Genomic DNA, 17,513 nt, shown 5'->3' with positions numbered 1-17,513 from the left:
GATCCGCGCGATATGCTTGCATCGATTTGGTCCCGGCGCGCGCTCGACGGCCTTCATCACGGCGCGGCGGACGTGCCTTGCGGCCGCTCCCGGCGCGCTTATATCGAAACTCGTCCGGCCTGACATCCCGTCGGCGCAATCGAGGGACCTTCAGAAGCGCGCTGCCGAGTTGGCGGGCGAGGCCAGCGTGGCGCTCTTCCGATGATCGGACTCGATGGACGCGTTCTCGGCGTCGCGCCGCCGGGGCTCTGCTCATGGCGCCGGCGCGCGAGCGCCACGTCCCCTCGTCGGCATCTAAATCAACTCCAGGGCGCCAGGGAAGCCTTGGAGGATCTCCCCGTGCGGCGCGCGTCGCGGCGGCTGCTATGGTTTCTCGTCGGGGCCGCGATCAGCGCGGGCATGACAGCGCTTATGACGTCCTTCGAAGTGGAGATGCAGCGCAATATTTCGATTGCCTTTCTTATCCCGGCTTAGCCTCTATTGGCCGACGCCATAGGCGCGCAGACCGAAACAGTCGCGGTTCAGAGCCTTTCCACCCGAACCCGCGCGCCCGCTCGCTCGCATCCTGCTCCCGGAGATTGTAGCCGATGGCCCTATCGGCGCTACCCTAGGCGTTCTTGCCTTTTAAGCGGCTTTCGCGAGCCCCGAGGGAGTCGCTATTTCGCTATTTGCCGCTGGAACGGTCGCAAGCTCGATCGGTCTTCTCTTGCCGTGGATCCTGTCGCGACTGGGCCTCGATCCGGCGTTCGGCTCGGGACCTGTCGCGACGGTTATCCAGGATGGCGTGACCATCTTGATCTATTTTGAAGTCATGTCCATTGCGCTGCCGGGCGGATGATGGCTACGGGTTCCGTGCGCTTGTCTCATCCCAATAGGGTTCAACGTTGTAGTGGCGGTGCATGCGCGTTTCCCAGCCGCGATCCATCCAACTATCATCGCTGAATTCTGGCGCATCTTTGAGTTGTTGCTCTGTGACGTTCGTCGTGTATCCATCTCGTTGTTGATCGTAGCTGAGCGAGCTCCAGGGCAGAGGGTAGTGGCTGTGGCCAAGGCCCATAAATCCCCCAAAGCTCATGATGGCGTAACGGACATGGCCGGAGAGCTTGTCGATCATGAGGTGATCTATTTGCCCTATTTCATTTCCGCTCGGGTCGTAGACATTCGTGCCCTCAACATATTCACTCGAGATCAAGTTCAAATCTGAACGTGCGGCGGTGCCCATTTTTGTACTCCTATTGTTAGGAAGCGACAGCAGCTTCGCCGTGGAAACAACCACAAACTCAACGCGAAGCTGGCATTGTCCTGCGGGGAACGTATCGCTAGGCGAAGGGTTCCAAGGTCGAAATTCCGAGCTCCAAGGGCTCTCACCGTGGAGTCATTTGGATAAGTTTGATGGGCTGCTGGCCAACTTGTGAGGGATCCGAGCAATGAGCGCGCGAAAGCAAAAAGGCCCGAAATGGTCAGCTGAGGTGACGGAGAACAGCAATGCTCTCGATCTGCGGAACGGCGTATTTAAGATCGACAACCCGACGGAAATCGCACGATCTTTGAAAGAGTCAGCCGAGCGCAGCCGGCGGCGCAAGTCGACGCCGTTCCGTTCGGCAATGTCGATGCTGACCTTCTACATCAATAGGGCCGGCGGAAACCTAAGCTCTAACCGGAAAAAGATACTCGAGGCCGCAAAATGTGAGCTGCGGCGCGCTTTCCAACGGACTGACAGTTGACGCGCGCCCTCACGCCAATGCTACGCTGGCCGAAGAAAAGCATACTAATGACCTTCTGACATCCATCGCCGATGGCGGCGTCAAAGAAAGCGCTACCGAACGGCCCAAGGCTGCGGAGTAGAGCTGTCGCTGAAATTCGCTCATCTGCGGAAGACTTCGCGCACAGGGCCTCCGCCGATTGCACAAGAGCTGCGTTCCGGCGCGACATTGCATCGGAAGGCGCGGCGTTGCGGTGGGAATCGGCGGGGGCGCTTGTTGCGCGCTCAAGGCGCTTTCTGGTGACCCACAGCCCATACGTAGGCGGCAACGGCCGCGATGTTGGTTTGCGAGAGCTGCGCGCCTCCCATTGGCGGCATCGCGCCAGGGTGTTCTTTGGGGTCTGGGACTCCATCGGTGATGGTCCGGGCAATCGCCGGCAGGCTTCCGTCGCCCCACAGCCATTTGCCGGTCGTGAGGTCTGGCCCAACCGGGGTGCCTTTTGCGTCTGACCCGTGGCAGCCGCCGCAGGTCGCGCCGCTGACCTCGCCGTGGAAGATTTGAGCGCCGAGCGCAACCTGCTCCTTCGTCGCTCCAGGAGGCGTAGGAAGGCCGGCTGTTGCGGCGCCCGCTTCTGGGTGGATGCCTTCCGGCGGCGCGGCGTCGCTCGAGGCCAATGCCTTCGCGCTTTTGGGCGTTGGCGCGGCCTCGATCCCGGCTACCTCGGGACCGCCGTTGAAGGTGATGCGCCAGATCCGCCCATGAACATCGTCGGCGACATAGAGCGCGCCCTCCGGTCCCACCGCTAGGCCCGAGGGCCTGTATGCCGCTCGTCCGGGCTCCTTTATGGCGCCTGCAAAGCCGTCGGCGAAGACCACATAGGGGCTGGAGGCCTTGCCGTCTGCGAGCGGCTGAAACACAACATTATACCCGCCTTGGGGAGCAGGCGCGCGATTCCAGGAACCATGGAATGCGATGAAGGCGCCGCCGCGATAGGCTGCAGGGAACTGCAGCCCATTGTAGATCACCAGATCGTTTGGCGCCCAATGGGCGGGGAAGGACGCGACGGGCCCCCGCTTCTGAGCGCAGAGGCCAATTTTCTTCCCGCCATCGCCGCCATATTCCGGAGCGAGCACGAGCTTCTGCTGCTCATTGTCGAAATAACATTCCGGCCATCCGTAGTCGGCGCCGCTGTCCAGCTGCACCAGCTCCTCTCCGGGAAGGTTGTGACCTTGCTCAGGCCTGTAGATCTGTGGCCAATCCTCATAAAGCTGGTCGCGGCCGTGCTGCGTTGCGAAGATCCGACCTGAGGAGTCGAACGCGATGCCTTCGCTGTTGCGCAACCCCGTCGCAAAGCGCTCCGCAGGAGAGAAACGCTGGTTTGTCTTGTTGGCGTCGTAGCGCCAGACGCCGCCGCGCGTCTCCAATTCCGCGCAGGGCATTTTCCCAGGCGATTGCGGCATCCGATTCTTTTCCTCGCAGGCGTTCGTGGCGGACCCGAGATCGACAAAGAGGTCGCCCTTCGCGTTGATCGTGAACGGATGCATGGGATGATCGCCCGTTAGCGGCAGGCCGGAGACGATCGTTTCAGGCTTGCCTTTGGGCGCAAGTTCGCCATCCGCCAGAGCGTAGCGGACGATGCGATCGTTGATCTCGGCGAAGAGGCCGCCGTTGTAGAGCGCGATGCCGGTCCCGCCATGACCCCCGCTAGCGGCCGTCTCGCCAAACCGGATATTCACATCGGCGCGGCCGTCGCCTTTCGTGTCCTTGAGGGCGATCAAAAATCCGCCCGGCGGAGGCGCATCGTTTTTGTAGTAAACGCCGCTCCAGGTGTTGACATAGACGACGCCATTCTCCGCAACGACGAGATGCCGGGCGTGACCGACATTGTCCGCGAACACCGTTGCGCAGAAACCACGCGGCAATGCGACGCCGCCGCCTTCGCCTCCGCAGGCGTCTGGTCGGGCGGTGACCTCGGCGCCTTTCGCAGATGCGCTGGCGAGCAGAAGGCCAGCGATCATGAAGCCCGCAACGATTATCGGAGCGGCGCTTCCACACGTAGTCGTGCCAAATTTCATTGCGAGAATCCTTCGATGACTATGAGCAGGCTGTTGGGCATTTCTGAATAATGCGTTTAACCAGCTATAGGTTCTCCTCAAGCCATTCGGTCGGGAAGCGATCCCGACCGCGATTTTTCGATTGATTGGAGTTTGTCTACCCTTCCCGTGATCGTAATATGATCAAGCCTGGGCCGTAGCTCGGTCGCCTAGTGAGGAAATGACTGCGCAGGCGCGCCGCCGCCCCAACAATTATCGCCGCGCGCGCCGTGTTATCAGCCACCCGACCAATGCGGCTCCGAACAGCACAAGGGTTAGCTCTTTGCGATCGCCGTGACGAACGACATTGGCGGCGCGATCAATGGCGGCGCTTGCCGCCCCGAGCGATGCCGCATCCGAATTTTCGATCAGTTCCTTGTCGATCGGACTTCCGCCGCTTGGGACCTTAGCAACCTTCGAGAGAAGGAAAGCGACAGGCTCGACAAGATCGCTTGCGGAAGCGCCTGAGGCCGCCGGCTTTGCTGTGGGAGCCTGCCCCAAAGCCGCCCCGCCATCCACAGCAGAAAGGGTTTTAATGAGGTCGGGTTCACTTTCCGCGTCAGCCGCGCTGCCGTAGCGAGGAAGTTTGATCTTATAGCTCGGCAGCGATCTCCGCTTGACTATGGCGGCTGTCAAGAGCAAGCCGGTGATCACGATCAGTATGCCGGCCACCGCTCCGAGGCCCACGTAAGGGCCAAAAGCATCCGCCGTCCAGAGATAAAGCGCAATCAGGCCAACGGCAACCGCCATCGCCCCCGCGAATGCGGCTAAGGCGAAGAGCACTGCGACCGCCGTGGCTTCCCGCGCCACCTGCCTGATGTGCTCCGACGCCTGCTCAAGGCGCAACTCAAGGCCGGCGGTCACCGCTTCCACTTTGGCGGCGACATCGAGCCCGAGCAATTTGAGGAGCTTTGGCAGCATCAGCTTCGGCGTCCCATCATTCCAATCAGCACGCCCACCATCAATGCGCCAGCGAGCGCCCCGATGGGATTGCGGCGGGCCATGTTTTCGAGTTCGGACCCTAAGGTCTTCACCTGTTTGGTGGCGATTGAGGCGACCTCGCCGCCTTTGTCGGCGATAGAGCCTGCAACATCGCCAAGTTGAGCGGTCACGTTCGACGTGATCTCGTGAGCTGTTCGGGCGGTCTCGTTTCCCGCCTGAGCGACGTATTTCGCGACCGTGTCTTTGAGACTATTTAGCTCGCTACGCAGGGATTCGAGCTCCGATCCCGCCGAATTCATCGCGTCGGCGGCAATGGTGGAAAGCGCGTCCGCGCCCCGGGCCGCCGACTCCGAAACAGATGCATATAGCCCGCTTGCTCCGACACGCGCGCTCTCACCGCCATTGGCCGAAGAGTCCGACCGCAAATCTCTCTGTTGCATTGGTTTCATCCTGGGTTTGAAATATGAAATCATTCGAGTGGATCAATAGCTGGTCATGACCAAGGGCTCTGCGAAGAATTGCGACATTAGCGCGCTCCGCATGCCTTAGCTCAACGCGCCAAATCAGCATCAAGGCGTCGGGCGAACGCCGCAGAGTAAGCCGCCTTTCTCGCCGACACGTTTTCGCCGCCCTTGCGCGCGATTTCTTTCTGCTTGGCTTCATCCATGGAAGCGAAGCCTCGGTTCGACGTTTTGCGTTCTCTAGCCATCTTGAATTCTCTGTCTCAGTGGCATTGCAACTCGTCATGAGCGCCTTGAGCAGACCCCTCTAACCGCGACGGCGGGACATTGTTCCAAGCGTTGCCCAATATTTGAAGAATAGCGATGCTCATCTGCCTACAGGCTAAGAGCTAGGCTCGCTTTATTTCATTGTTCTTGGCTGCATAGCGACTCATCCCGCCGCCGTCTGCCCTTCCTGATCAGCGGAAACCGTCCGATCGAAAGCGATCGGCGAGGGTCAAGGAGGTTGGAGCTTGCAAAAGTCGAAAAAGCCGATCCGCCGCCTTGAGGGCGTCCGAGCTATTTCGATCGGTTCGGATGGCGCGACATGCGGATTCTCGCTCCCGAAGCGTGGTCTTGGCGGCGAGCGCCAATTTTCACGCTCCGGCTTTAATCAAGCGAACAGCGGCGGTAAAATCGGCGCGACGAATGTCCCGATCGATGGGGCGCCAGCCAGGGCATGGGTGATGACGCCCATAAGCGACCCAACGAATTGAGAAAGCGCTTTGGCGTTATATCACGTGGCTTTTTCTTGACGCTAACCAGCGTCCGCATTGCTCGCTATTGTTCGGGAGTCTATCTCTATGCACTCGATTATGAGAGGGCTTTGACTTGAATCAACATGGACAACTGTCATAGCCATTATTGTTCGACAGCCTTTTGGTTCAGTGAAAGGATTTGGACATGGCCGAAGCAATTGAACCGTCTGTAAAGACCGAAGAAAAGCCGCCTGCGGACGCGTCGGCGCCTCAGTCGTGGCGTCCGCTCGAGACCTTGCGCCGGGGCGTAGATCGCCTCTTTGAGGATTTCGATCGCGACTTCTGGCGTTCGCCTTTGCGCCGCGCAGGTTTCGACATCGAGCCATTCCGGCGACGCGAGGCGATCTTGGGCGCGGCTCCCGCCGTCGACATTGTCGAGAAACCAAACGCCTATGAAGTGACCGCGGAACTGCCGGGGCTCGATGAGAAAAATATCGAAGTGACGGTGGTCAACGGCAGCCTGATCATCAAAGGCGAGAAGCACGAAGAGAGAGAGGAGAAGAAGAAGGATTATTATCTTCAGGAACGCCACTTTGGCTCCTTTGAACGGCGCTTCGCCATGCCGGAAGGCGTCGACGCCGATAAGATCGAAGCGAGCTTCACAAAGGGCCTGCTGACCGTGACGCTTCCAAAGAAGCCGGAAGCGCAGAAGCCCGAGAAGAAGATCGAGGTCAAGGCTTCCTGAATTCGCCCATGGATGATGGCGCCGCCGGCTGGCCGACGACAGTGTGGCGGCGTTGCGCGCTTCAAGACGCAACGCGGTTGTTCATTTCATTTCTGGTTGGCGAAAAATTTCGGTTGGAGACAAGGCAATGCGCGTCCTTTTGGCGGTGCTCGCCTTGATCGTGGCGCCGACGCAGCAAGGATGCGCCGAGGTTGCTCCGGTTGGCGCACTGGATCAGTCCGGCCTTCCTTTGCCTTTTCCGCCCCTATAGCTTCATGGGCGCTCTCGGCGTCCGCCCCATCCGGGCCTTTCGTGAACAGGAGAAATGAATGACCAGCTTTACTTTTTCGGCGGAGCAGGTGAAAGCGGCGCCGCCCGAAGTTCGGCGCTGGATCGAAGCCGAAGTCAGTAGGGCTCTCGGCCTGTTGGCCAATATTCCGAGCGGACCGTCGGAGGCGCACGAAAGCGCGCTCGCCATATGCCGGGCCGACGAAATGGCCGAGCTCCTCAAGCGAATCTCCGGAAACCTTCTCGTCATGCGCGTCTTTTTCGAACTGGCGCGCGAAGCGCCCTCCGGCGGCGCGCCAGCGCCGCTCCATTCCTTCAACATTGGCGAAATGTTGCGGCACGCGCAGCTCGCGAATGTCAATCAACTGTTCAAATGCTTTGACGTAATCAATCGAGTCTTGCGCGAGATCAGAGACAATGCGGAGGCGTCGGTCTTTGGATTTGATGAAGCGGGTCACATCTATATCCATGAGACCACCTATCGCAGCATTCGGCAGGTATGGGAGCAATTGCTTTTGGCTCATTCGCCGGGCGCTTTGAGCGAACCGGCCGACGCGCTCCACGCGGCGCCTGATGGGGCCGAACCCTACGAGTCGGCCATGCGGCCAGAATATGCGTTTGCCGGAGATCCTGAAGCTGGACCGACTTAACGCAGACGCTGCGGCCGACATACGCCGGCGCGGCCGTGCTCAATCCGGCCTATTTTCCCGCCCATTTTAAGGCGCATGTCGGGGCGAAAATGTCTCTCGTTAGATTTTCAAACGCCAGATCGAACCAATGGACAAGAGCCATGAACCGGGACTTCGCGCGCAATTGGATGTGGTCGGAGGCATGTGAGATGCTCTTCCGCGCGGAGCGGCTGCATCGCGCGTTCTTCAGGCCGCTTCAGTCAACCTCTTCGCTTTCCGCCTGGGAGCCGCCGGTTGACGTCCTGGAAACAGCGAGGAACGTTCTCGTGCTCGTCGCGTTGCCGGGGGTCAACGCCGACCGCGTCGAAGTGGCGATCGAGGGCGCCGAATTGGTCTTCGTGGGCACTCGCACGCTTCCGGCTGAACTGCAGACCGCGGTCATCCATCGCCTGGAGCTTCCCCAAGGCCGGTTTGAGCGCCGGGTGCGGCTGCCGGGCGGGGCGTATAGCGGCATTCGCCGCTCCATCGTCGACGGCTGCCTCCTGATCACGCTCCAGAAGGAGGGCGCCTTCCGTGGCTGATTTTGAGTCCCCTAACGCGGCGAACGAAGGCGCGCCGGGCGCCGGGACGCCGCCGCTGCCCGCCGACGCGCTCATCATCATCCCGGTCCGCAACGTTGTGCTATTTCCCGGACATGTGACGCCAATCACCATCGGCCGGGAGCGCTCGGTCGCCGCCGCCCAGCAAGCCCTGCGCGATCAGCGCCAGGTCGGCATCCTCATGCAGCGCGACCCGGAGGCGGCGGATCCTGGGCCGAGCGACATGCATCGGCTTGGCGGCGTCGCCAATATCATTCGCTACATCACCGGAGCCGACGGAGCGAACCACATTATCTGCCAGGGCGACCAGCGATTTCAGGTCGTTGAGTTCCTTCCAGGCTGGCCGTTCCTTGTCGCGCGAGTCTTGCGCATCGCAGAAGCCGAGGCAAGCTCGCCAGAGATCGAGGCGCGGTTCCTTCATCTGAAAGCCCAGGCCACGGAGGCTTTGCAGCTCCTGCCGCAGGCGCCCGAGGAATTGCTGGCCGCTATTCAATCCATCTCCTCGCCGGCCGCGCTGGCGGATCTTGCGACCGCCTATATGGACCTGAAGCCTGACGAAAAGCAGGAAATTCTCGAGACCATCGACGTTTCCGCCCGGATGGAAAAGGTCTCCCGAATGCTCGCCCGCCGCATCGAAGTCTTGCAGCTGTCGCAGCAGATCGGGCGGCAGACCAAAGCGGCTCTCGACGAGCGACAACGCGAGGTTCTGCTCCGCGAGCAGATGGCGGCGATCCAGCGCGAACTCGGCGAAGGCGAGGCCGGCAAGGCCGAGGAGATGGCGGCGCTCGGCGAGGCGATCGCCAAGGCCAATATGCCAAAGGAAGTCGAGGACCACGCCCGCAAGGAGCTGCGCCGGCTGCAGCGGATGCCGGAAGCCGCGGCCGAATATGGCATGGCGCGGACCTATCTTGATTGGCTGATCGAACTGCCCTGGGGCCTGCCCGAGGAAACGCCGATCGACATCGCCGCGGCGCGGCGCATTCTTGACGAGGACCATTATGGGCTCGACAAGATCAAGCGGCGCATCATCGAATATCTTGCCGTCCGCAAGCTCGCGCCGGCGGGCAAGGCGCCGATCCTCTGCTTCGTTGGTCCTCCCGGCGTCGGCAAGACCTCTCTCGGTCAATCGATCGCGCGGGCGATGAACCGAAAATTCGTGCGGGTGAGCCTCGGCGGAGTTCACGACGAGGCCGAGATTCGCGGCCATCGCCGGACCTATATAGGCGCCTTGCCGGGCAACATCATTCAGGCGGTCCGCAAAGCCGGCGCGCGCAATTGCGTGATGATGCTCGACGAGATCGACAAGCTCGGCGCCGGCGTTCATGGCGACCCGGGGGCTGCGCTGCTCGAAGTGCTCGATCCCGAACAGAACAACACATTCCGCGACAATTATCTTGGGGTTCCCTTCGACCTCAGCCGCGTCGCATTCATCGCAACCGCCAATATTCTCGACACGGCGCCGGGACCATTGCGCGATCGCATGGAGATCATCAGCCTCTCCGGCTATATGGCGGAGGAAAAATTCCAGATCGCCCGACGCTATCTTGTCCCTCGACAGATGACTGCGAATGGGGTGCAGCCCGGTCAGGTTGAGATCGCCGATGAGGCGCTGCGCGACATCATTCAGTTTTACACCCGCGAAGCCGGCGTTCGAAACCTCGAACGCGAGATCGGCAAGACGCTCCGGCATGCTGCAGTGCGCATCGCCGAAGGTGGGAGCGGACCTATCCATATTGGGCGCGAAAGTCTCGCCGGCGTTCTTGGCCCGCCGCCATTCGAGAATGAGTTGGCGATGCGCACGAGCGTGCCCGGCGTCGCGACCGGCCTCGCCTGGACGCCGGTGGGCGGCGACATCCTGTTCATCGAGGCGACCCGCGCTCCCGGAAGCGGCAGATTGATCCTCACCGGCCAACTTGGCGAGGTGATGCGGGAAAGCGCCCAGGCGGCGCTCAGCATTGTCAAGAACCGCGCCGCGTCATTTGGAATCGAGCCGAGTGGATTTGAAAAGACCGACATCCATATCCACGTGCCGGCGGGCGCGATCCCGAAAGATGGGCCGAGCGCCGGTGTCGCGATGTTCATGGCGCTCGTGTCCTTGATGACGGAGCGCACCGTGCGCAATGATACGGCCATGACGGGCGAGATCAGCTTGCGCGGACTCGTGCTTCCAGTCGGCGGGATCAAGGAGAAAGTTGTCGCCGCCCACCGGGCGGGCATCAAGCGCGTCATGCTTCCCGCGCGCAATCGGAAGGACTTCGAGGACATTCCCGAAGAAGCGCGCAAGCAGCTGGAATTCGTCTGGCTGGAACAGGTTGACGACGCTGTGTCCTCCGCCTTGGAGTCCGAGGTGTAGACGGACTTTCGCCGAAGGTCGGGATCGTCGTAAGGATCGCTCGCCGGGCCATTGAGATGGCCGCTGAGTCGAGTGGTCCGACCCTGACGCTTGGTTCCCGAGCGTCAGGATCAAATCGGCCCACTTAGCTCGAAAATGCTCTAGTGGATCGATTTGATCCGACGGATGGGAATCATCCATCGGAATCGATCTGCTTGGGCCGCTTTTTTGATTTCACGGAAGCTGAAAGCGCTCTAGATAAGGCGAAGCCGCCGGCGTTCCCATATCTATCAATCATGGGACGAGACTGAGCGGCCGGCTGTGGATTTCTATGGACGCTATCGCCACATTGACCATGAATCCGGCGTTGGACATCAGCGCGGCGACCGACCGCTTGATTCCTGGGGAAAAGCTTCGTTGCACGCCGCCGCGCTACGATCCTGGCGGTGGCGGCATCAACGTCGCGCGCGCGGTGCGATTGCTTGGCGGCGAGGCGGTCGCGGTGTTTCCCGTCGGCGGTCCAACAGGAGTCAAGCTGGAGCAGCTCCTGAAAGAAGAGGAGGTCGCCTATCGTCGGTTAGCGATCGCCGGGACGACGCGCGAAAGCTTCGCGGTCGACGAATTGCGGACAGGCCTGCAATTTCGCTTCGTCATGCCAGGACCTTGCTTGACGCCGATCGAACAGGAACGCTGTCTCGAGGAGATCTCGTCGCTGGAGCCAAAGCCCGCCTATATTGTCGGCAGCGGCAGCTTGCCGCCGGGCGTGCCCCCTGATTTCTATGCGTGCCTCGCCGAGCGGGCAAAGAGACTCGGCGCCCGTCTGATTGTCGATACATCCGGGGAGGCGCTGCGCCAGGCGAGCCACGGCGGAGTCTACCTCCTGAAGCCAAGTCTTAGAGAGCTGCAAGAGCTGGTTGGGCGCGAGATCAACGACGAACGGAGCCAGGAAATCGCGGCGCGCGAACTCATCAAGGAAGCGCGGTGCGAGATCGTGGTGCTCTCTCTTGGAGCCGCGGGGGCGCTTCTCGCGGCGGCCGATGGATTCCGCCGCTTTGATCCTATCGAGGCGACTGTGAAAAGCACGGTCGGCGCTGGCGACAGCATGGTGGCGGGGATTGTCTTCAGCCTCGCGAATGGATGTTCGATCGAGGAATCGGTTTGTTTCGGGATGGCGGCGGGCGCCGCCGCGGCGATGCGGCCGGGAACTCAGCTCTGCCGCCGCGAGGATGCGGAGCGCCTTTTCCTCCAGACATCTTGGCCGCCGAACCTGAGGCAATTTTGACCGTTAGGAGAGATTGCTCAGGAAAGCGAGCCGGCGCTCAAATGTGGACTTGGGAGGCGTCAACAATGCGGTGGAGCGCCTCCTGCGCATCGCAAGATCGAAGGGATTCTGGGGATCGATGGGAGAGCGGCGATGACGCCGAGAGTGAGAGAGATCTTGAGTTGGTATGGGGCGGATAGCGCCGGGACGCTGACCAATTTGGCCCGGCTATTGAACCATGGCCGGTTGGCGGGAACCGGGAAGCTTGTGATTCTGCCGGTAGACCAAGGCTTCGAGCATGGGCCGGCGCGCTCATTCGCGCCAAACCCGCCAGCCTACAATCCACATTACCATTTCGAGCTTGCGATCGAAGCGGGCTGCAATGCCTACGCTGCTCCCTTGGGTTTCCTCGAGGCGGGCGCGCGCGATTTCGCAGGCGAGATTCCGCTGATTTTGAAATGCAACGACAATGACGCTTTGCTGGACGAGAAGGATCCGGATCAGGCGTTGACCGCCAGCGTGGGGGACGCGCACCGTCTTGGCTGCTGCGCAATCGGCTTCACGATCTATCCGGGCTCGTCCCATCAGCTTGAGATGTTCGGGCAGATCCGCGCCTATGCCGAGGAGGCGAAGCGATGCGGGCTCGCCGTCGTCATTTGGTCCTATCCGCGCGGATCGGCTCTAAGCAAGCAAGGCGAAACGGCGATTGACGTTGTTGGCTACGCCGCGCAGATTGCGGCTCAGCTTGGAGCCCATATCATCAAAGTGAAGTTGCCAACCGCCTATATCGAGCAGGAGGCGGCCCGTAAGGTCTACGATCAGCGGCAGATTCCGATTGCGACCCCGGCCGAGCGGGTGCGCCATGTGATCGATTGCGCCTTCGCCGGACGGCGCATCGTCGTTTTTTCCGGCGGCCCCACCGTTTCGGATGAAGACAAACTACTCGATGAGGTCCGCGCAATCCACGCCGGCGGCGGGTTTGGCTCCATCATCGGCCGCAACTCTTTCCAGCGTCCCAAAAAAGATGCAGTGCGGATGCTGGGCGCGATCATGGATATTTATGCGGCGGAGCCGGACCGCGCGCGGCTCTAGATCACGATGCTTTTGGATGGAAACATCCAAAAGCATCGTGATCTATTGTTGAGAAGAGAGCGGGATTTGACGCGAAAAACCGGATTCCACTTTTTCGCATCCCGCTCTAGAGCATTTTCGAGCGAAGTGGATGCCGGTTCGCATTAAGAAAATGCGACAATACAAAGACCTTGAGCGCCTTCTTATTCTGGGGAACGGAACGCAACTCGATCCCTTCAGCATGTCAAGCTGCTTCCGGTGCGAAAGCGCCAGGGGGGATCAGGGCGGGCGTGACATAGGCGTGGTGCAGGACATCGAGTTGCGCCCAGAGCACGTCGCATTTGAAGCGCACTGCGTCGACGCAGGCCTCCTGCTCCTCGCGCGTTTTCGCGTTCGCTTTCACATAGGCGAGGGCGAAGTCTGAGTCGCGCGGCGCTTGCGTCAGCCGCTTTTTGAAATAGGCCATGACATCGTCGCCGATGAAATCATAGTTCTCCAGCATGCCGGCGATGCGCTCGCGATGGATCGAGGGCGCAAACAGCTCGGTCAGCGAGGAGGCGACCGCGACGACGAGAGGCTGCTCGCGCACGAAGCGCACATAGGATTCGACGATATGCCGGGTCGCCGGCAACGCGCCGCGCCGCGAGGCGACATATTGGCGGTCGAGCCCTAGGCCATCGGTCAGGATGAACCAGCGTTCGATCCCGCCCGGCTCATCGCCGAGGCCATCATGGTCGTGGATGCGGCTGATCCATTCGCGCCGCAGATCGCGATCATGCACCCGGCTCATGAAAGCGGCGTCCTTGCGCGGCACCGCCTCCTGATAGCAATAGCGGTTGAGCGCCCAGGCCTGGACCTGCCCCTTGTTTAACCGGCCGCCATGCAGAAGCTTATGGAACACATGCTTATCGTGATAGCGCTCCGCCCCAACCGCGCGAATCGCGGCCTCGAACGCCTCGGGAGACAGCAGATCGGATGCGATCGAAGGCGGCGGCTTTGTCTCGTTCACTATCGTCATCTCCATAGGATCCTAGCGACGCTCCCGGCCGGCCGCTTTTCGGCCCGCGCTGTGGATTTGCCGGCAGCATCCGAGCCCGCGCCCCATCCAAAATCCGGAAAACATTCCCGCTGGCGTCGAAATCTAGCGGGCTGGCTGGCGGGAGGGATTGAGGCAGATCAACAGCGAAGTCAAGCCGCCGCCGATATTACTCAACTATTTGATATTACATAGCTTTGATATCGAGCGGAGTCATTCGATCGATCAGAAATCGTTTTAGTATCGATTGGCGGCGTTCCGCCAGCGCGAATCGTCAGGGTCTGGCTCATCGCTGTCGCCGCCTTCCAACGCGGGGGCGGTCAATGCAGATATCAGGCGATCCGCCTTCGCGGCCTCGGCGCGAGCCTTGAAATTGGGCCGTAACCATTTGAGCGGCGACGAACTGGGCGGCCTTGCGAGAGCTCTTATATCGCGTGAGAGCGCTTCGATTTGGACGAGGATGGCGCTTCTCGCTAGTCTGCGCCAAGAGCGATTTTTTTCGTTGTTCGTCTGATGGGCGCTTATGACAAATCTCACACCTTTCCACATTGCCTTTCCCGTTGACGATCTCGCGGCGGCGCGGGCCTTCTATGGTTCGGTCTTGGGCTGCCCGGAAGGACGCAGCGCGGAGTCCTGGGTCGACTTCAATCTGTTTGGCCATCAGATCGTCGCTCATTACAAGCCTCCTTCTCCGGTTGCGGTCGATCTGCATCGAAACCCTGTCGACGGCTTCGATGTGCCGGTGCCGCATTTTGGCGTCGTCCTGGAGATGGGTCAGTGGGAGGCTTTGGCGGCGCGCCTCAAGGCGGCTGGCGTGAAATTTATCATCGAGCCCTACATCCGCTTCAAGGGACAGGCCGGCGAGCAGGCAACCATGTTCTTGCTGGATCCGGCGGGCAATGCGCTTGAATTCAAGGCCTTTGCCGACATGTCGACGCTCTTTGCGAAATAGATGTTGCGCTATGGCGCTTTCCGAATCCGACACTTGTGTTCGGATGGACACGCCATCGCATAACTTTTGGAGAAACGGCGCGCCGCGCGTTGACGGCATGTTGTCTGCATGCGCAAGATCCCGAAGACTGCGTGGATTTCAACCCCTGCGCTGGAGGAGGGCCATCCGTGGCGGGGAAGCAAGCGCCGAGCGCAAGTCGCGTAGGTCTCGGCCTTGCGCTGCTGTTTGCGACGACGCTCGACGCCTTCGCGCAGGACGCAGCCTCCGAACCGGTTGCGCTTCCTGAGGTCGATGTCGCATCGGGGCAGGGGAATGGGAAGGGCGAGGCAACCGTCGCGCCCGATCCTGCGGCAAGGGAGCCCAGCTTCGCGGCAAGCGAGATGAGTTTCACAGGCGCCCAGGTCAATGCGCAGATTTTTGCGCGGCCGGCCGACGCGCTCGAGATCGTGCCCGGGCTGATCGTCACCCAGCACAGCGGGGAGGGTCACGCCAATCTCTATTTCCTGCGCGGCTTCAACCTCGATCACGGGACCGATCTCGCCATTTTCGTCGATGGCATGCCGATCAATATGCGAACGCATGCCCATGGGCAGGGATATGCGGATCTCAATTTCCTCATTCCCGAATTGATCAAATCGATCGATGTGAAGAAAGGCCCCTATTTCGCCGACGAAGGCGATTTTTCATCGGTCGGAGCCATTCATATCAATTTGCTCGATAGTTTCGACGGACAATTGGCGAAGGCGACCCTCGGCAGCTTCAACTATTTGCGCTACCTGGGCATTGGCCATACCAAAGTCGGGGAGGGCGAGCTGCTTGTCGCCGGCGAGGTCGGACGATATGACGGCCCCTGGGTTCAACCCGATGCGGCGTTCAAACTGAACGGGCTTGTCCGCTATAGCCAGGGCGCGCCGCAGAACGGCTTTTCCGTGACCGGGATGGCCTATGCGAACCGATGGACGGCAACCGACCAGGTGCCTCTGCGGGCGGTCAGTTCGGGTGAGATCGGCCTCTTCGGCACGCTCGATCCTTCCGACGGCGGCGTCGCTTCGCGGTTTTCCTTGTCGGGCCGCTGGGCGCGGACAGAGGCCGGCGGCGCCACCAAAGTCGACTTTTTCGCGATCAAGACTTCGCTCGATCTTTGGGGCAATTTCACATATTTCCTCAATGATCCGGTGTATGGCGACCAGACGCGCCAGCACGACGATCGCGTCGTCACTGGCGTCAACGCGTCGCATCGGATCAGAAGCGAATTCGGCGGAATTCCATCGGAAACCGAGTTCGGCATACAAACGCGGCTTGACGTGGTCGATCTTGGCCTGACCAATACCGTGCGCCGCCAATTTCTCTCGACGGTCCGCAACGACAAGGTGTGGGAGGGGAGCGTCGGCGTCTATGCCGAGACGACGCTTTTCTGGAACGATTGGTTCAAGACCAATTTCGGCTGGCGCGGCGATCTCTATTCCGCTTCCGTCGATGCCATAGGCAATCCCAATAATTCCGGCGCGCCCACGGCCTTCGTCGCTAGCCCGAAGACCAGTTTCATTTTCGGCCCTTTCGAGAAGACGGAATTTTTTCTTAATCTCGGAACCGGATTTCACAGCAATGACGCGCGCGGCGTCACGATTACCGAGGCGCCGACCAATCCGGCCGAGAAGCTCCCGGCCTCGCCCTTTCTGGTGCGCACCGAGGGCGCGGAAATCGGCTTTCGCACAAAAGCGATCCAGGGCATGAACAGTTCGGTCAGCCTGTTTATTCTCGATTCCGCCTCCGAAATCCTGTTTGCGGGCGATGTGGGAACGACGGTCCCGAGCCGGCCCAGCCGGCGCATTGGCGTCGAGGCGACGCATGACTATCGGCCGTTCTCCTGGCTCGATCTCGAAGCCAACGTCGCCTATACCTACTCACGCTTTCGTGGCTACGATACGGACCAGGCGGAAGTCTTCGCCGCTCTCGACGGATACCCCGCGGCGCAGATCGGCAACGCGCCAGGCAATTTCATTCCTGGCGCGCCGGCGCTCATCGCATCGGCGGGCTTTACGGTCGGCGAGCAAACCGGCTGGTTTGGCGGCCTCCGTTATCGCTATTTCGGCGCGAGGCCGCTCACCGAGGACAACGCTTTCCGTTCGCCCGCCCTGGGCGTCCTCAATGCGAATGTTGGCTATCGTTTCGACAATGGCTGGCAGATTCGGCTCGACGGCTTTAACCTGACCGACAGCCGCTCGGATCAGATCAGCTTCGCCTATGGATCTTTCCTGAAATCGGATTCGCTGTTTAACGCCTGTTTCCCGGCGTCGGGCGCACCGACCGCGCCGAGCGCCGTCTGCGCGAATGGCGTAATGGACCGCGTCCTCCATCCGGCCGAGCCATTGGCGGTCCGTCTGACCATCGCCGGCCAATTTTAAAGTCTGGGGAAGCGGCAATCGGTCTTGGCGCGCCATCGCGGCGTGCATGAGACGGCGCCGGCGGGGATTTGGCTTCAACGCGCCGCCTGATCAACGGGGCGTCGGCGTCGATTCACATCATGCCTGATTTGTCAGCATTCCACGCATATTATTTTACCTTGATATGACATCGGCTGACTCCATACTCCAGCATGGGCGCTCCTCGACGGCAAGGCATGGATCGTCTAGAGCATTTTCCGAACAGATTGGTTCAATCCGTTCGACGAGAATATGCTCAGAC

The 17,513-nt window shown here is 60.7% G+C and carries 18 protein-coding genes; 12 read left to right on the top strand and 6 right to left on the bottom strand.

All coding sequences use genetic code 11. The features are described 5' to 3' along the window. The first annotated feature begins 201 nt into the window (after nt 1-201). Together DL86_RS18715 and DL86_RS20820 are read left to right on the top strand one after the other, a co-directional pair. The gene (locus DL86_RS18715; protein ID WP_051953183.1) at nt 202-474 is read left to right on the top strand and encodes a hypothetical protein; all 273 of its coding nucleotides are present in this window, start codon (nt 202-204) and stop codon (nt 472-474) included. 184 nt (nt 475-658) lie between these two features. After that, nucleotides 659-838: a magnesium transporter gene (locus DL86_RS20820; RefSeq protein WP_084572842.1), complete on the top strand. Its 180-nt coding sequence runs from the start codon at nt 659-661 to the stop codon at nt 836-838. A 3-nt stretch (nt 839-841) separates the two neighbouring features. Here DL86_RS20820 and DL86_RS10695 read toward each other — a convergent pair whose 3' ends face one another. After that, on the bottom strand, nt 842-1,222 hold the full coding sequence (locus DL86_RS10695; RefSeq protein WP_036261075.1) for a PRC-barrel domain-containing protein: 381 nt from the start codon (nt 1,220-1,222) through the stop codon (nt 842-844). 205 nt (nt 1,223-1,427) lie between these two features. On the opposite strand from DL86_RS10695, the gene DL86_RS10690 reads away from it, so the two are divergent. Then, a complete protein-coding gene (locus DL86_RS10690) occupies nt 1,428-1,724 on the top strand; it encodes a DUF3175 domain-containing protein (protein ID WP_036261072.1) in 297 nt (98 codons plus the stop codon). 263 nt (nt 1,725-1,987) lie between these two features. On the opposite strand, the gene DL86_RS10685 is transcribed toward DL86_RS10690, so the two are convergent. The 4 genes from DL86_RS10685 to DL86_RS19255 form a co-directional block, all read right to left on the bottom strand. Continuing rightward, entirely contained in the window at nt 1,988-3,778 is a 1,791-nt protein-coding gene (locus DL86_RS10685) for a PQQ-dependent sugar dehydrogenase (protein WP_036261069.1), read from the bottom strand. 231 nt (nt 3,779-4,009) lie between these two features. Beyond that, complete coding sequence (locus DL86_RS18710) at nt 4,010-4,717, bottom strand: hypothetical protein (protein WP_051953182.1); 708 nt, start codon at nt 4,715-4,717, stop codon at nt 4,010-4,012. Beyond that, complete coding sequence (locus DL86_RS10675) at nt 4,717-5,178, bottom strand: hypothetical protein (protein ID WP_036261066.1); 462 nt, start codon at nt 5,176-5,178, stop codon at nt 4,717-4,719. Before DL86_RS10675 ends, DL86_RS18710 begins: the two co-directional genes overlap by 1 nt. Before the next feature lie 110 nt (nt 5,179-5,288). Beyond that, on the bottom strand, nt 5,289-5,447 hold the full coding sequence (locus DL86_RS19255) for a KGG domain-containing protein (RefSeq protein ID WP_084572841.1): 159 nt from the start codon (nt 5,445-5,447) through the stop codon (nt 5,289-5,291). Nucleotides 5,448-6,141: 694 nt separating this feature from the next. Between DL86_RS19255 and DL86_RS10670 the strand changes: the two genes are divergently transcribed. The 7 genes from DL86_RS10670 to DL86_RS10645 all read left to right on the top strand — a co-directional run bounded on the left by DL86_RS10670 (nt 6,142) and on the right by DL86_RS10645 (nt 12,861). Beyond that, nucleotides 6,142-6,681 (top strand): Hsp20/alpha crystallin family protein, encoded by a 540-nt coding sequence (locus DL86_RS10670; RefSeq protein WP_036261064.1) that lies wholly within the window; start codon nt 6,142-6,144, stop codon nt 6,679-6,681. Between the two features lie 127 nt (nt 6,682-6,808). Continuing rightward, nucleotides 6,809-6,931: a hypothetical protein gene (locus DL86_RS20705; RefSeq protein ID WP_280948993.1), complete on the top strand. Its 123-nt coding sequence runs from the start codon at nt 6,809-6,811 to the stop codon at nt 6,929-6,931. Nucleotides 6,932-6,989: 58 nt separating this feature from the next. After that, on the top strand, nt 6,990-7,598 hold the full coding sequence (locus DL86_RS10665; RefSeq protein ID WP_036261062.1) for a hypothetical protein: 609 nt from the start codon (nt 6,990-6,992) through the stop codon (nt 7,596-7,598). A gap of 140 nt (nt 7,599-7,738) precedes the next feature. Beyond that, the gene (locus DL86_RS10660) at nt 7,739-8,158 is read left to right on the top strand and encodes an Hsp20/alpha crystallin family protein (protein WP_036261060.1); all 420 of its coding nucleotides are present in this window, start codon (nt 7,739-7,741) and stop codon (nt 8,156-8,158) included. Beyond that, nucleotides 8,151-10,529 (top strand): endopeptidase La, encoded by a 2,379-nt coding sequence (gene lon / locus DL86_RS10655; RefSeq protein ID WP_036261057.1) that lies wholly within the window; start codon nt 8,151-8,153, stop codon nt 10,527-10,529. The genes DL86_RS10660 and lon overlap by 8 nt, the downstream gene beginning before the upstream one ends. Before the next feature lie 310 nt (nt 10,530-10,839). Next, entirely contained in the window at nt 10,840-11,790 is a 951-nt protein-coding gene (locus DL86_RS10650) for a 1-phosphofructokinase family hexose kinase (RefSeq protein WP_036261055.1), read from the top strand. Nucleotides 11,791-11,922: 132 nt separating this feature from the next. After that, entirely contained in the window at nt 11,923-12,861 is a 939-nt protein-coding gene (locus DL86_RS10645) for a class I fructose-bisphosphate aldolase (protein WP_036261053.1), read from the top strand. Between the two features lie 223 nt (nt 12,862-13,084). On the opposite strand, the gene pqqC is transcribed toward DL86_RS10645, so the two are convergent. Further along, on the bottom strand, nt 13,085-13,858 hold the full coding sequence (gene pqqC, locus DL86_RS10640) for a pyrroloquinoline-quinone synthase PqqC (protein WP_036261199.1): 774 nt from the start codon (nt 13,856-13,858) through the stop codon (nt 13,085-13,087). Nucleotides 13,859-14,399: 541 nt separating this feature from the next. Between pqqC and DL86_RS10630 the strand changes: the two genes are divergently transcribed. Both DL86_RS10630 and DL86_RS10625 read left to right on the top strand, forming a co-directional pair. Further along, nucleotides 14,400-14,828: a VOC family protein gene (locus tag DL86_RS10630; RefSeq protein ID WP_036261048.1), complete on the top strand. Its 429-nt coding sequence runs from the start codon at nt 14,400-14,402 to the stop codon at nt 14,826-14,828. 380 nt (nt 14,829-15,208) lie between these two features. Further along, a complete protein-coding gene (locus DL86_RS10625; RefSeq protein WP_084572850.1) occupies nt 15,209-17,233 on the top strand; it encodes a TonB-dependent receptor in 2,025 nt (674 codons plus the stop codon). Nucleotides 17,234-17,513: the final 280 nt, after the last annotated feature.

This window comes from Methylocapsa aurea (genome assembly GCF_000746085.1).
In the GTDB taxonomy this organism is placed as follows: Bacteria; Pseudomonadota; Alphaproteobacteria; order Rhizobiales; family Beijerinckiaceae; genus Methylocapsa; species Methylocapsa aurea.
The sequence above is the reverse complement of the archived record's forward strand: the minus strand, read 5'-3'. Positions and strand labels throughout refer to the sequence as shown.